The sequence below is a fragment of the Frigoriflavimonas asaccharolytica genome, from assembly GCF_013294015.1.
Classification (GTDB): domain Bacteria; phylum Bacteroidota; class Bacteroidia; order Flavobacteriales; family Weeksellaceae; genus Frigoriflavimonas; species Frigoriflavimonas asaccharolytica.
Genome location: NZ_JABSNO010000017.1, coordinates 21,852 through 37,475, shown reverse-complemented (window position 1 = coordinate 37,475; position 15,624 = coordinate 21,852). Strand labels below are relative to the sequence as shown.

The following is a 15,624-nucleotide window of genomic DNA, read 5'->3' as shown; positions in this document are numbered from 1 at the left end:
CTATCTTTTAAATAAAAAATAGCAATAATTAAAATGAATAATAAATTTACTAAAAATCTAATAATAGCTACTTTACTGCTTTTTATAGGTAGTGGAGTTTTACAAGCACAATGTACCCTTGGAAAAAGTGGTACTTGGAATGGAGCTGCAGGTACTGGCGAGCCTCGTAGTAATACAATAAGCGGAGTAACGGTAAGTATGGCCACGCAGGACATTCCGGAGGCAGGAAAATCTCCTACAGCTATGAGCTATACGCCAAATGGTACCTTCAATACTACCAACTTCTGGTCTCCAGCAAGTATTGCAGGAAGCAACTCTCTTGAATTTGTGTTTTTTTGGGATTCCACACCTGAGGTTGGTACAGATGCTACAATAGATTCAGGTACAAGACAGTTTACTATAACTTTCAGCAGACCTATAAAAGAATTTAAATTGCATTTAGATAGATTAGGGGGAATAGATGCAGGTGTGACGAATTCTACAGAGTTCACATTTACATCGCCATCTGTTACTATGACGCGTCTTTCTGGAAACCCACAATTTGAGGTAGTTGGGAACAAAATTTTTAGAACTCCTTTTATCACGGGAGCAACCTCTGCAGAAGCTACAGCGGATGCAACGGGAACTGGAGCAGGTACTCTTGGCTTCAGTGATACCAGCGGAAATGGTTTTACGACGTTGACGTTTACAGCTAGAGGTATTGGTGCTGATGGTGGTGGTGCAGATGGTATAGAATTCGTTATGGAGCTTTGTCCTGATATCGTTATTCCAAAACCTGATTCCTATTCTGGAGTGGTCAATACAAACTTTTCTACAGGAAGTGTAAGAGCAAACGATACCATAGATAACGTACCAGCAACTTCTGCAAATTCCACAGTAGTGATAGTGGGAACTTGGCCAGCAGGAATAAGCCTAAATAATGGCACAGGGCAGATTTCTGTTGCAAATACAGTACCCGTAGGTGTTTATAATATACAATATAGATTATGTTCCGTTAATGCATCTACTGTTTGTACTACCACTACCGTAAAAATAACGATAAACGCAGACAGTGACGGCGATGGAATAGCAGATATTAATGATCTAGACGATGATAATGATGGTATTTTAGATACTGTGGAATGTTCAGGAATAAATGCAGTTACTAACGGAGATTTCTCCGCTGCAGGAACTGGCTGGACAAGTTCAGGAGGATGGCAATTTGTATCCGGTGTTGTCGTTATAGATCAAAATAACACCATTCAAACATTAAGTCAAACGATACCTAATACTTTTAGTTTAACAGGCGAATTAGAAATAAAATTTGACTTAAGACCAAGTAACGGAAATGCCTCACCAGGTAATGATGCAACTTTTCAAGTCGAATTTAATGGAATTATTTATGCATCCATTTATAATCCAACTTCAGGAACTGATCCTGTAACCATTACTTATATGAATGGTGCTTATGGTACACCAAATAGCTTAGTGCAAAATATTATGGGTACTGTTAGTGTATTTGTACCAGATCCTGGAGTTGCAGCACCATTACTATTTAGACATATTGCTGGCTTAGATGATTGGATTTTAGACAACGTCTTTATAAAAGGATGTAACGATACCGATGGAGATGGAATCCCAGATTATTTAGATCTAGATTCCGACAACGATGGTTGTCCAGATGCAATAGAAGGAGGTGGAAGCTTTCTAGATGGAAATTTAACAAATTCTACAATGCCAGGAGGAAATTCTGGTGCTACAAGTGGAACATATAATTTACCAATAATTAGAAATCTACCAGGTCCAGTTGGAACAACACCCACTACAAATGGTGTACCTACATTAGCTGGAACGGGACAAGCATTAGGATCTTCACAAAATACAGCAATCAATGCTTGCGTTGATCCGTGTGCAATCACAGCTGCCAATCCAGATTCTGATGGTGATGGGATTTCAGATTTCTGTGATTTAGATGATGATAATGATGGTATTTTAGACACTGTTGAATGTCCTATGCCAATGTCTGCAGCAAGTCCTACCAATGGATCGGCTGTCGGGAACTATGGAAACAACAATGGTAGTATAACAATACCTGGTGGTACAGATGATTGGGCAGATGGTTTGTATATTGCTTCGAACGATGGCCAAAGTATTGGAGGTTCCAATACAGCGGTACTTGGAACAGCTTACGGATTAGTAACATCATTACAATTTAATGGCGCGGATCAAAGTACACTTGCAGGAGCTATAACGAACAACGATTACGTTCAATGGGCATTTACTACAGGTGCCTTTGTAGAGCCAACGTACTTAGATAGATTTGAATATTCACATTGGACAGATAGAGATTCTGGCTTGCCTATAGCAGGTAATTTCAATTATGAAGTGCGAATTAGTAATGATAATTTTGTAACAAACACAGTAGTATTTAGTACTCGCCAGTATGGAAGTGCTCTAGATATGAACACCAGAATTATAGCCGGGCCAATTGTATTCGGAAATCGGACACTGCATATAATCAGAACATTAAACCCTACAAATGTCATTTCTTTGATGCCAAATAGTTCTTACAAAGTAAGAATGTATTTATATGGCGATAGTGATGGAAATGGTGAAATAATCTTAGACGATACTAGGTTACCTATAAAAGTGGTATGTGATAAAGACGGAGATGGTATTCCAAATATTTTAGACCTAGACTCTGATAATGATGGTTGTCCAGATGCTGCAGAAGGCGGCAATACTACCATTCCAAAAACTTCTTTGGTTGCTTCCGCAGGAACTTTGCAAGGTGGAAATGGAGTAAATCCGGCTACGGCACCAACCTCAGGAACTTTTAATCAGTCTGTACTATTAAATCTAGGAAATACCGTAGGAAGCACAGCTACAACTAATGGTATACCAACCATCGCAGGAACTGGACAAGGAATTGGAACTTCCACAAACGCCCTTATAAATGCATGTTTCTGCTACGATCCAGCGAACACAGCAGCAGCAGGTGTAGATACCAAACACGGAATTACTTTATTACAAAAAGCAGGTGCAGACAATGGCAACTGGCCAATGATTAGAAAATCAGGTTTCACAGCCTTAGAATCTAACACAAAAGGTTTTGTAATTACCAGAGCGACAACGACTGAGATTACAAATATTATATCTCCACAAGATGGAATGATGGTATATGACACGGTAGCCAAATGTCTTAAATTATATGATGGCAGCACTTGGAGTTGTTTCGTAACGCCAACTTGTCCATAATATTTTTAATATAAGGGGAGGCTTTTCTTTTTTAATGATGAAAAGTCTTTCTCTTTTTAATTCTTAAATATAAAAACAATGAAAAAAATAATAGCAACACTATTTTTAGCAATAATAAACGGCGCGAATGCACAAGTAATCATCGGTGGACCAACTGGATCTACAAATATAAATACCTCTGTGTTATTAGATTTTGCAACAGGACAAAATAAAGGAATTATTTTGCCTTATGTAAGAACAATCCCGACAGCACCTACAGAAGGTACGATACTTCTAGATGCAAGCACACCTTTAACATCTAGAGTAAAATATTACGCTGGAGCTGTAAAAGGATGGGTAGATTTAAGTGGCCAAAACGCGAATTTAAACAGCAGCACAGTTTTAGCCAATTTTGCAACAGAACAGCCAGCTTCTATCACAGAATTAGCAAACTCAAAAGCCATCATTGGTGCAACCAGCAGTTCTGCAGATGGCGTTTTGGTATTAGAATCTACCACGAAAGCGATGATTTTGCCAATAGTAGCAGATGTGCAAAATATTCTAAGTCCTTCACCAGGAATGATGGTTTACGTAAACAAAGCGGGCGCAAAACGTTTGGCAGTTTACAATGGAGCTAAGTGGTCTTTTTGGAAACCGTAAAAGATATATACATTAAAATACTTAAGACAACCGCCTGTTAATTTAGCAGGCGGTTTTTTTTTTGAATGACCTGTCAATATGAATTTTCATAATACAGTATTAAGAAATAGCTAGTATAATTATTCGAAAAAATCATAATCTTATCAAAAAAAACCGCTTACCTATAAGGTAAAGCGGCAATTATGCAGTTTTTAGTTTAATTTAGATTTACATAAAAGTTGTGTTTTGTTTTTTCAAATTATGTAAAAGTTACTGCATAAATATTTTATCTTCCTTCAAATCGTGTTATAAAAAAAAGTACCAAGCCATTTCTATTTTCCACATTTAATTTTGTGAATACTTATCTCTATATTCAAATACTGCTTTTGGCTAAAGCTCATTTTTCTGCTATCTCTCTATACGTTATTTTACTATCTGCTAGTTTTATGTTCTTTTTTATTTATGAATATCTCTCGAAACTTAGCCTTTTCGAGTAGCAATGATTTTAAAAATTCACTGCTACAGATTGTTATTTTTTTACCGCTAAAAAATATGGAAAGCTTATGACTTTAAATCTATGAATGCGCTCAATAATAGTAAAATATTGTACTATTAAGTTAAAATTAGTATACTTATGTTATTTATACTACCTTTAAACTTTTTAATTTTCTATTTCGTATGTTTTTTTAAGGTTAAATTATCATATACTTCAAATTGTAATTCCATGAACTTAATATTCACACTTTTTTTCCTCAAAGAGGCATACAGATTTAACGAAATACGCGCAAATTTGCCATTGTAATGGCGATGGTTTCCATCAATTATATAAAAACAGTTGATGAAAATGACGTTAAATGATCCAAACAACAAACAATTTGGCTTTATCAATAGAACATTGTTATTATTTTGGATTCGGAGCCAATTCGTGTTTACTTTGCGGCCGATTAAAATCCTTTAATCCACTTATTTAAATTTACAAAATTCAGATATAAAAATTTTCTTATGAAATTATATTTATTTTTTAGTAGTAAAAAAGCACATAAGTTTTATGCTTTTTTGGTATTATTCACCTGCTCAACATTTTTTGCTCAGGCAGGAAAAGATGGCAATCTTACATTATCAACAAGCAATACTGTTTTAAATAGGTATGCAAAACCTGCGGCTAATATTGCAGCAGGTGCTACCAGCTTTAGTGTATCAAATATAGCCGATTTAAATAGAGATGGCAGTACTTACCTCACTGGTTTTGTTTCAAATGCTGCATCATACTCTAGTAACGCTCTTTCTACAGGAGATTTAATAATGATTTACCAAGTGCAAGGTGCCATAATAAATACTACTAATACTATTGATTATGGAGCAATAACTTCTTACAATGGTGCAGGTAATTATGAATATGCAAGAGTGGTAAGCGTTGCAGGAAATACAATTAATTTATCTTGCGCTGTTACCAATTCTTATGCAATTGCAAACCATGTGCAGGTGGTAAGAGTTCCACAATATAATACGCTCACTGTTACTGCTACTGGTTCTATAGTTACTGTACCTTGGGGATCTGCAAATTTTGGAGGTGCAAATGCAGCAGCAGTTGAAAGACGGAGAGGAGGGATAAATACTATTTTATCTAATAATTTAGTAAATAATGGTACTATCAATGCAGATAGTGCAGGTTTTAGAGGTGGAGAAACCGATAATAATACATCTGGTGCTAATGCTAATTTCTATACAGATTTTGTAACTACAAGTTCCAATATATCTGCTGAAAAAGGTGAAAGTATAGCAGGATATTCTTCAGAATATGATGCTTTGGGTGGAAGATATGGCCGCGGAGCACCAGCAAATGGTGGTGGTGGTGGAAACGCCCACAATGCTTCTGGTGGAGGTGGTGCTAATGGTGGTATTGCAGCAAATTGGTTCCGTGGTGCGGGAGTGATGAATAGTTTTGGTACCTGCGGAATTCCTGGTGCTTGGGCATTGGATCCAGATTATATTGCAAATGCAAACGCACTCACAAATTCTGCTGGTGGTGGTCGAGGTGGATACAGTTATAGCAGCGTAAATGCGGATGCTTGCTTAATTGGACCATCTTACCCAGCAAATTTTATTGCTCCTGGTATTCCTGCTGTTAATGTAGTGCAAGATGCGTGGGGAGCAGATAGAAGAGATGTTGCGGGCGGACTTGGCGGTAGACCACTTACTACTTCTGGCATACAAAAGCAGCTGTTTTTCGGAGGTGGCGGTGGAGCTGGAGATGGAAATAATAATGCCCATCAAAGAGCAGCAAATGGAGGTGGAATAGTTCTAGTAATGAATTTAAACAAAATTTCTGGTACAGGTACATTCACTGCGAATGGAGAAGCTGCACTTAATACTGTTGGAGCAGGTAATGATGCACCTGGAGGAGGTGGCGGTGGTGGTACTGTGCTTATACAAACCATAGAAATAGTAAATGCCGCTGTAGTAAGAGCAAACGGAGGTAAAGGTGGAGACCAATTGATCAATTCTAATGAAGCTGAAAGCCCAGGTGGAGGTGGAGGTGGTGGAGTAGTAGCTATTATCAATGCTACTGTAGATGCTTCTATCAAAAATTCTACGGGAGGTTTAAATGGTCTTAGTACTTCTTTTTCTGTTACAGAATTTCCTGCAAATGGTGCTACAAGTGGAGGCAATGGTACAATATCTAGTACTTCAAAAAACGTTACTATCTGTGGAGCATGCTACAAACCTGCTCTTAAAGATGGAAATCTATATCCTACTCAACATGGTATTACAGCATTAGCTAGAGCTGGTGCAGACAATGGCAATTGGCCAATGGTGAGACAAAGTGGATGGACTGCAATGGAGGCCAAAACAAAAGGATTTGTAGTAAATAGAATACAAACTACAGCGCAAGTAATAGCTATTCCCAATCCAGTGGAAGGTATGATGGTGTTTGATATACAAGCAGATTGCTTAAAAATAAATACCACGGGAACTTCTGCAGGTTGGAAGTGTCTTAGCAATCAAACTTGTCCTTAGAAATATTCTATCTTTTATAAATTATTTAAAATTTAAATTAATGCGCAAATCAATTATAATCATCGCTCTTTTTATATCTAGCAGTATCTATTCACAAGTAGCAATAGGAAAAACTACCACCACCAATAATTCTGTTTCTGTAGAATTTGGTACAGGGAACAAAGGAATTATTCTACCGTGGGTTTCCTCTCAAAATAGTGTAACAAATGCAGTACTTGGTACAGTAATTTATGATGCTGCAGATTTTAAAATAAAAGTAAAGCTAAATGCAAGTTGGAAAGATTTTTCCATAGATGGAAATGGTTTTGCAAATACCACTTTGCAAGATGCACTTACAGATGTGCCTACTGCCAAAACTGTGATTGGATCTAATGCCAATACAGATACTACTGCAGGTATTTTAGTATTATCAGATACCAACAAAGCCATGATTTTACCAATAGTAGCAGATGCACACCTCAATATTCCTAATCCTTCTCCAGGTATGATGGTTTACGACCCAAATACCAAACAATTTGCAGTTTTCAACGGTACTGTTTGGTCGTTTTGGACAGGAATTTAATTTAGGCTAAATTTTTAATCTTGTAGATAAAATCAATTAATGAAATAAACTATACTTTATTTTTAAGAAGTTTGATAAAGTAGGATGGTTTCATTTTAAATTTGCGCACAAAATTGGAAGAAAAACTATTAGGTGTAGAAAAACCAGAAATAGCAGCGAGCTCCTTGATATCTAAATATAGGTATTTCTTTTCCTTCAAAAGTTCTATCGCATATTCTAACCGCAAATCGTTGATGTAAATATTAAAATTGTTGCCACGATATACATTAACGATCTTGGATAAATAAACATAGTTGGTACCAAAATCTTCGCTAAGTGATTTTATAGAAAGTTGTGCGTCGGTAAATTTATTTTCCTCCTCAAATTTTTCTAATTTAGTAAGAATCTTCTTTACCATATTTGGTTTTATAGATAGTATTTTGTTGTAGAATTCTATTTCCTCCACTTTTGGTTCATCTTCAATGTCGGGCTCTTCTAATATTACCGTGATAGGTGTCTTATTTTTCCGGAAATTTCCATTGAAAATATCGTTAAATTGTACTTTATAAGTTTTTCGAACTTCGTAAAATTTATAGCCGCCTATACAAATTATTAAAATTATAATAAGAAGTAACACCGTTAATATCGTAGTTCTGTGTAGAGATCTCTCTATTCGGTTTTTTTCTTGCAATAATTTTTGGGTATCGTATTCCTTATTTATTTTAGAATAGAGGTAGGTGTAGTTTTTTATGTAAGATTTATCAAGAAGCATAAGTTTGTTAATATACTCCAATTGCTTATCCTTATTGCCTATAGAATCATTATATTTAATAAGAAGTTCATAAGCAGGGCGAAATTCTGGACTTATTTTTCTTTTCTTTTCATATTCCTTATCTATCTCTTCTAGGTATTTTACGGCAACATCTTGTTTTCCCAATTTCCAATTAGACAGACCGATGTAATAAATTTCTGTGATGTGTCCCCACTGGTCATCGTAGGAGTTCAATGCTTTCTGCAGTTTAGAAATTGCAAGAGGATAATTGTTGTTGTAGAATGCATCCGTACCTTCAATAGATATAAAATAAGGGATATACTTTTCTAGCTTGTTTTTTTTAAGATATTCTATGGTCTCTTTTACTAAAGCACTGTTTTCTGCATTTTTTCCTAATTTAGAATTGGTATCTAAATAGCACATCATAGAGTAGAGATAGTACATTTGAGAGTTTTTCCCCAAAGAAGATTTATCTTTCAAGTTTTTTTTAAAATATTCCAAACATATTTTCAGTTCGCTGTTTGCATCTTCATAATTACCGAGGTAAATTTTGTTTTGGGCGATAAAGTAGATGGTTTTATTGATCGTATAATCATCTTTTAATTGCATAGAATACTTATTGGCCATTAAAATATTGTCCAATGCTATTTTATAATATTCTTCATACATATATATAGTCCCCTTATTCAAGTATGCATCTGTGAGGAGCTGTATATCTTCAGATTTTTTTGCAATTAAAAGGGCGCTATCTGCATATTTAAAATTTTTGGGAATTTCATTATAGTTGCTTGCATATCTATATGCATAAACCAAAGATTGATCATTTTTTTCTTTTTTAGATTTTTTTATGTAAAAATCAATCAATTTTAAAGCTTGAACTTTATCGTCTTGCAGACTATCAATTTTTTTCTCAATTTTCTCGTAGGTCAAATTTTTAACGATCAACTTCTGAGAATATAATTTGCTGGTGGGAGAGAAAAAACTTGCGATAACAAATAGAATAAGAAAAAATTTTTTCAATTCACATAAATTTTTATAGATGAGGTCTGATTTTGATATTGCAAAAATAAAGCAAATAAAATAAACGGAAAATTAAATAATTAATGAATTAGAACTCTTTTTTAATGATATAGAAGTTCGAAAATTTGCTGTAGTAGTCTAGGATAAGATACTTTTGCTCCAACAATAAAATATAATTATTATGAAAACATTTAGCCTTGCAATCGCAACCCTTTTGGTAATCTCTGCTGTATCTTGTAGACAAGAAGACGAAATCTTGAGCACTGAAGATCTTCAAACAATTAAAATAATTGAAACCAACAGAAAACATGAATCTTCAAAATATAGCCAAGAATTAGTAGTTGATAGTGTGCAAACTATTGAAAGTCCTAAAAAATATTTGGACGGAGAAATAGTTCCACCTCCAAGAAAATAATAATCTTATGTAATGACATTTCACTATTATTTTACGAAATAGTATTTTTGGTTCACCGATACCAAAGTCTGCTGCATCATCTTTAATAGATAGTTCAATGGTTAAGGATAGCTGTTCTCTTAATCATATACTACTAATGTGATATTGCAATACACAACATGTCGAAATTATACAATAAAACCTGATAATTCTTATAAAAAATTGTCTGAAAAAATATTATTTCTGAATAAGATTTATTTTGTATAATTGTACCTCAATTATTTAACATAAAATTAAGACAAAATAAGAAATTAGCTAAAATGTATTAAAACAATGTGAAATAATCGCCTATTTTCAAATATTATTTCGTATATTTAAGCATTATAATAAATTTTATGAGAATAAAATTGAGCAAAAAATAAAATATGGTAGAAAATCTATCTTTTTCAATTTTCAACAAAAACAAACCGCAAAGGGAATTTCCTCTACGGTTTTTTTTGCTGGTTTTATCTTTTGTCTCCATTCTTTTTTCTGTACAACTTAAAGCGGAAGAAATTCCTGTTTCCACATCCAACCAGATTACTATAACTTCAGGCGTTATTGTTTATAGTAGTGCAACAGTAGAAAAATCTGTGGTCATTCAGGTAGAACCTATTATTGTAGAAGGTGAGGTGATTTCTGAAAATGATAAGAAACCTTTTGCAAAAGAGATTAAGGAAAAAGCAATTTCAGAGCAAATAAAAGTTGAGAAGCAACGTGAAAATAAATTCGCTCATTTTTCTACTTTTACAAATCAGTTTCTTCATGAAAATTCACTTACCCCAGTTGGCTTGCAATCTTGTAAATTAGCTGTAGTAGTTCCAATAGGTAAATCTTTATATGATAAAAGATTTTTTTACCAAACGTTTTACCCTATTTTTTGCCAAGAAAAAAAAATAAACAGTTACTACCAACTTTCCTACTTGCAGTTTGGTAAGTATAGAAATTCTTCACTTCGTGCACCGCCGACCTTATATTTTATTTAATCAAGTCAAGTTAAAAAAAATATAATTTTAGAAAAATTTAAATGAAGAATTTATACACAAGATTATTGGTAGCAGCTTTCTCGTTGCTATTCACTAGCTCTTTATTTGCACAAGTCGCAAAACAACAAAATAATATAAACATCTCACAAACAACCTTTATTGGTAAAAATGAGAAAAAATCCTTGTCTACCTTTGGCGTTACGATTCTATCGAAAACCCAGTTAGGCGATACCCAACTAGAACTATCTGATACTCCTGTAAAAATAAATAATTTTTACAGCATCGGCAAAGTTGTAGGTATTCACCCGCAAAATAACGCTAATCTAGAAGCAGAATTGGTCTTTCATTATAATGATAGAGATCTAAACGGTATTGATGAAGATAAATTAATTTTATATTCATCTGTAGATAACGGAAAAACATGGCAAGCCCACGAAAATTCTGTGATTGATACCAAAAACAACACCCTCCGTTTAGAAAAACTAAAACATTTTTCTTTATGGACTGCAGCTGCAGTTTTGGTACCAGATTTGGCATCTATTACTCAGAATAAACCGATTACTGTAAATGTATTGGCGAATGATACTGGCGTACCAGCAGATGCGGTAATATTAGTTGGTGTTCCTGCAAATGGATCCGCTGTAGTAAATCCAAATAGAAGCATAACTTATACACCAGTTTCTACTTTTTATGGTACAGATACTTTTGATTATGCGATAGATACCAATGTACAACCAACTACGGCAACCAATGACAGTTATATCGTAGCACAATCTACTGCTACTGTACTTAATGTTGCTTCCAATGATTTTGATCCTAATGGTGATCCATTAACAGTAACGATTTTGACTACTCCTGCCAATGGAACTGTAGTTGTAAATGCCAATAATACGGTTACTTATACACCAACTGGCGATTTTTTAGGTGTAGATAGTTTTACTTATCAAATAGATGATGGCAATGGACATACTGCTTCTGCAACGGTAAAAGTAACAGTTTACCAAGATACTGGAGCTTCTAAAATTCATTATCTATCAGCAAGACCACAAACTGGTGGGCAAGATAATACCTCAAGAATAAATTTAGTTATTACAACTAACAGTCCTACTGGAACCACAGGTGTCATTAGTTTTCCTGGATTCACAACAGCAGATGTACCTTTTACACTGACTAAAAATGGTTCCCTCAATTTTAGAATGGATAATTGTACAACAGGAAATCCTTTAGAGGGACCAGATCATGGGATGTCGCATTTGTATAATACTATTGAAAATAAAGGAATTAAAGTGGTTGCAAATGCAGATGTGCAAGTACAAATAGCACAAGATGTTGGTCCATGGCAATCTTTCTTAGCTTCCAAAGGACAAGCTGCTTTAGGTAGAGATTTTTATGTAGGGAGTATGGCTGGAGCTTTCAGATTGTTCGGTGATCCTCTTATGACAGGAGATTTCATTACTGTTATGGCCACGCAAGATAATACAATGGTTACTTTTGATGTACCGACAGGAGCAACCTGGAATTTTGCAGGAACTGCATTACAAACTATCAATGTCACTCTTAATGCAGGAGAAACTTACATAGTGCGTGCTCCTGCTACTACTACATCATTAAATAGCATTTCTGGTGCTCACGTCGTAAGTACAAAACCTATCTCTCTTTCTTCTGGATCTTTTGGTGTTACAACACCAGGAGCAGGTGAAAATGGTTGGGATCAAGGTGTGCCGACACATCGTATAGGTTCATCTTACGCAATCGCAAGATCATCTAGTGGTAATGAAAGAATTCGTGTAATAGGAACCAAACCTAATACAGTAATTACAACAGATGGTGTAGTGGCAGCTACAATAAATGCTGGACAAGTATATGAATATGCAGTTCCTGGAGCTTCAAATTCAGGACATAGTATTGTAGCTACTGAACCAATTTACGTTTACCAAACTTCAGGTCTTGTAGGCGGAGAAACGGGAGTATCTTTAGTAGCGCCGATTAGAGATGATGGATCTGGAATTGTACGTTTTCAGAGTGCCGCATCTGGACCAATTACACGTGTAGTTATTAAAACGAATGCCTTACCTACTCTTAAACTTACGCGTCTAAATGCAAATGGTACAACAACAAACATTGCGATTAATACTGCTGCCGCTACAACAGTGCCAGGAATAACAGGAATATCTGTTTTAAATATTAGTGTAGCCGCTAGTACAAATTATCTTTTAGAAGCTACTGCTCCTATACAAGTTTCAATGGTAACTTCTATCTCAAGTGGTGGTGGTTTTAGTGCACTTTCTGGTTTTGAAGATGCTTTAGTTGCAGCAAGAGATGATAATTACACTGTTGGAAGAAATATTGCGAGAGTTTTAAATGTTTTGACTAATGATTCTCAAGCTGCAGGTTTGGTTTTGCATATTGGAAATTTCGTACAGCCATCAAATGGAACGGTTGTAAAAAATCCGAACAATACTTTTACTTACACGCCAAATGCTAATTATGTAGGGACGGATCAATTCACTTATATTGCTCAAGATCCAGACGGAAACTCTGCTACGGCAACAGTATTTCTTACTATAAGTGCCTTAGATACAACTACGCTATCAGTTACAGTTTTACGAGATGAAGATGGCGATGGTGTTCCAGATACAGATGATATTGATGATGATAATGATGGAATTACAGATGTAAATGAGCAAAGTTGTTTAAATTTATTAGATGGAAACTCTACATCTGGAAATGGTGGTTTTAAACCAAATATTTTTTGGTTCACATGGGCAGATATTTTAGCAGATGGTATACAAAATGGAGATACTAAAAATGTCACGCTTCCAGGAGGTAATATTGCAACTTTAACCTTTTCTAATGTAGTTGGAAATGGTGCAAGTTATAAAGCCAATGCAATGCAAACATTTCCTGGTGCAGATTTATGGGTTGCTTATGATTTACCCACTGGAAGTAAACCTGCTATTTATAATGATGTTACAGGTAGTAATGTGTCTTTTGATTTAGAAATTACTTTAGCTGCACCTGCACTTGGAAAATTATTAGATTATGTAATTGCAGATGCCGAATCGTTAAATGCTAATGGCGGTACTTTTGTGCCAGAATCTATGAAATTTACTACCAATGGTTCGGGTTGGACTAATTTAGAAACTGTTGGTTCAGGAACAAATTATGCGGTATCAGGTTTAGGTTCTCAAGTAATTAATATGAATGGAATTAATGGAGCTAATGTAACAGCGCCGCTATTTAGAACCAATGGTGCAAGTAAATTGTCTGTAGATATCAACACTGCAGGAGATGGACATCAAGGAATAGCAATCGGGGTGTACCTTGGCTGTAATGCAATAGATACAGATGGAGATGGGATTCCAGATTATTTAGACTTAGATTCTGATAATGATGGTTGTCCAGATGCAATAGAAGGTAGTGCAACTATAGCTGAAACTAGATTGGTCGCTGCAGGTGGTACTTTGCAAGGTGGTAATGGAACTACACCAACAACTGCACCTACATCAGGCTATTACAATCAATCTGTGTTGCTTAACCTGTGTCAAAATGATTCTTCAGCTTGTGTAAATGCGCAAGGTTTACCTCAATTAAGTCCTCTACCAGCAGGATATAGCAATACTGCAGGTCAATTAATTGGATCTGCATTAAATCCAGCCATTAATGCTTGTGCTTGTTACAACAATCCAGCAGGAGGAACAGGTGTAGATTCTAAACATGGAGTAACACTATTAAATAGAGCAGGTGAAGATAATGGAAACTGGCCAATGATGAGAACTTCTGCACATACAGTTCTAGAATCTAATATCAAAGGATTTGTTATTACCAGAATGACCACGGCGGAGATTACAGCTATAGTTTCTCCACAAGAAGGAATGATGGCTTTCGATACCGAATCTAAGTGTATGAAAGTGTACGATGGAACTGCTTGGAGCTGTTTCAATAATGCTACATGTCCATAAATTGAATACTTGAGAGTAGAGAAGATGTTTCTATGTAAATATCTTCTCTATTTTAATAATTTAAAAAATTAAAATAATGAAATCACAAATTCATTCAATTCTAATTAAAAATAAAAATACCATGTTTAAAAATACATTCACAATATTATCATTAGTATTAACCATAAGTCTTGCCAACGCGCAGGTGATCATTGGTGATGCTGTAGGAACCGCAACAGATAAAACTTCGGTTTTGTTAGAATTTGCAGCAGGTCAAAATAAAGGAATTATCGTTCCTTATGTAAGAGCAATTCCCACAGGTGCTGCATTAGTTGGTGGCACTATTATTTTAGATGCAACAACCGCAACTACTGCAAGAATGAAATATTACACAGGTACTGTTTGGTTCGATATGAGTGGCCAAGACGCTAACTTAACCAGTCTAAATGTAATGGCTCTTCAACCTACAATTGCGGATGCTCCAGAATTAGCAACTTCGAAAGCAATTATTGGAGCTGCTACAAGTAGTGCAGACGGTGTCTTGGTTTTAGAATCTACCACAAAAGCAATGGTGCTGCCAACTGTAACAGATGTTCAAAATATTCCAAGCCCTTCTCCAGGAATGATGGTTTACATTAATAAAGCTGGAGGAAAAAGACTTGCTGTATTTAATGGCAGCAAGTGGAGCTTCTGGAAACCGTAGCCAATTTTACAACGAAAAAGTCACTTTTAAAACGAGGTGACTTTCGTTGTATTTTATTGTTTTAATAAGTTGCGTTAAATTGTACGCACAACTTATTTAGGCTTCAATCAATGCTAAATAATAAAATCTGTTTTGATTTTAAACAAAAATTTTCTCAATTTCTAGACTTGTTCAATAACTATCAACAATTAAAGTAAGAACATTCTTTTACTTCGTTCTATCTTCTAATTCAATCTGAATGATTATTTTCTAAAATTGAATTTGTAATTGATATAGAACTCTATTTTATAAATGGTATTTAATCAATTAAATCAAATGGTATAATTCAATCCCAACTTGAGTACGATAAAATAGA

The 15,624-nt window shown here is 35.0% G+C and carries 9 protein-coding genes; 8 read left to right on the top strand and 1 reads right to left on the bottom strand.

Going from position 1 to position 15,624, the window contains the following annotated elements; all coding sequences use genetic code 11:
- The first annotated feature begins 33 nt into the window (after nucleotides 1-33).
- The 4 genes from HNQ03_RS11060 to HNQ03_RS11045 all read left to right on the top strand — a co-directional run bounded on the left by HNQ03_RS11060 (nucleotide 34) and on the right by HNQ03_RS11045 (nucleotide 7,435).
- Complete coding sequence (locus HNQ03_RS11060) at nucleotides 34-3,237, top strand: hypothetical protein (RefSeq protein ID WP_173779746.1); 3,204 nt, start codon at nucleotides 34-36, stop codon at nucleotides 3,235-3,237.
- A gap of 78 nt (nucleotides 3,238-3,315) precedes the next feature.
- Nucleotides 3,316-3,876: a hypothetical protein gene (locus HNQ03_RS11055; RefSeq protein WP_173779745.1), complete on the top strand. Its 561-nt coding sequence runs from the start codon at nucleotides 3,316-3,318 to the stop codon at nucleotides 3,874-3,876.
- Nucleotides 3,877-4,857: 981 nt separating this feature from the next.
- A complete protein-coding gene (locus tag HNQ03_RS11050) occupies nucleotides 4,858-6,873 on the top strand; it encodes a hypothetical protein (RefSeq protein WP_173779744.1) in 2,016 nt (671 codons plus the stop codon).
- Between the two features lie 40 nt (nucleotides 6,874-6,913).
- Nucleotides 6,914-7,435 carry a hypothetical protein gene (locus HNQ03_RS11045; RefSeq protein WP_173779743.1) on the top strand — a complete coding sequence of 174 codons (522 nt, stop codon included), beginning with the start codon at nucleotides 6,914-6,916 and terminating at the stop codon, nucleotides 7,433-7,435.
- Nucleotides 7,436-7,484: 49 nt separating this feature from the next.
- Here the strand turns inward: HNQ03_RS11045 and HNQ03_RS11040 are convergent, their stop codons facing one another.
- Complete coding sequence (locus HNQ03_RS11040) at nucleotides 7,485-9,116, bottom strand: helix-turn-helix domain-containing protein (RefSeq protein WP_173779742.1); 1,632 nt, start codon at nucleotides 9,114-9,116, stop codon at nucleotides 7,485-7,487.
- Nucleotides 9,117-9,387: 271 nt separating this feature from the next.
- Between HNQ03_RS11040 and HNQ03_RS11035 the strand changes: the two genes are divergently transcribed.
- From HNQ03_RS11035 to HNQ03_RS11020, 4 genes are all read left to right on the top strand, one after another.
- On the top strand, nucleotides 9,388-9,621 hold the full coding sequence (locus HNQ03_RS11035) for a hypothetical protein (RefSeq protein ID WP_173779741.1): 234 nt from the start codon (nucleotides 9,388-9,390) through the stop codon (nucleotides 9,619-9,621).
- 404 nt (nucleotides 9,622-10,025) lie between these two features.
- The gene (locus tag HNQ03_RS11030) at nucleotides 10,026-10,625 is read left to right on the top strand and encodes a hypothetical protein (protein WP_173779740.1); all 600 of its coding nucleotides are present in this window, start codon (nucleotides 10,026-10,028) and stop codon (nucleotides 10,623-10,625) included.
- A gap of 41 nt (nucleotides 10,626-10,666) precedes the next feature.
- Nucleotides 10,667-14,587, top strand: a complete 3,921-nt coding sequence (locus HNQ03_RS11025; protein WP_173779739.1) for a CshA/CshB family fibrillar adhesin-related protein — start codon at nucleotides 10,667-10,669, stop codon at nucleotides 14,585-14,587.
- Between the two features lie 76 nt (nucleotides 14,588-14,663).
- Nucleotides 14,664-15,269, top strand: a complete 606-nt coding sequence (locus HNQ03_RS11020) for a hypothetical protein (protein ID WP_226927497.1) — start codon at nucleotides 14,664-14,666, stop codon at nucleotides 15,267-15,269.
- The last annotated feature ends 355 nt before the right edge of the window (nucleotides 15,270-15,624 follow it).

What these genes read in the sequence shown, in the direction of transcription:
- HNQ03_RS11060 (WP_173779746.1), top strand. Translation starts at nt 34, where the DNA reads ATGAATAATAAATTTACTAAAAATCTAATAATAGCTACTTTACTGCTT.
- HNQ03_RS11055 (WP_173779745.1), top strand. Translation starts at nt 3,316, where the DNA reads ATGAAAAAAATAATAGCAACACTATTTTTAGCAATAATAAACGGCGCG.
- HNQ03_RS11050 (WP_173779744.1), top strand. Translation starts at nt 4,858, where the DNA reads ATGAAATTATATTTATTTTTTAGTAGTAAAAAAGCACATAAGTTTTAT.
- HNQ03_RS11045 (WP_173779743.1), top strand. Translation starts at nt 6,914, where the DNA reads ATGCGCAAATCAATTATAATCATCGCTCTTTTTATATCTAGCAGTATC.
- HNQ03_RS11035 (WP_173779741.1), top strand. Translation starts at nt 9,388, where the DNA reads ATGAAAACATTTAGCCTTGCAATCGCAACCCTTTTGGTAATCTCTGCT.
- HNQ03_RS11030 (WP_173779740.1), top strand. Translation starts at nt 10,026, where the DNA reads ATGGTAGAAAATCTATCTTTTTCAATTTTCAACAAAAACAAACCGCAA.
- HNQ03_RS11025 (WP_173779739.1), top strand. Translation starts at nt 10,667, where the DNA reads ATGAAGAATTTATACACAAGATTATTGGTAGCAGCTTTCTCGTTGCTA.
- HNQ03_RS11020 (WP_226927497.1), top strand. Translation starts at nt 14,664, where the DNA reads ATGAAATCACAAATTCATTCAATTCTAATTAAAAATAAAAATACCATG.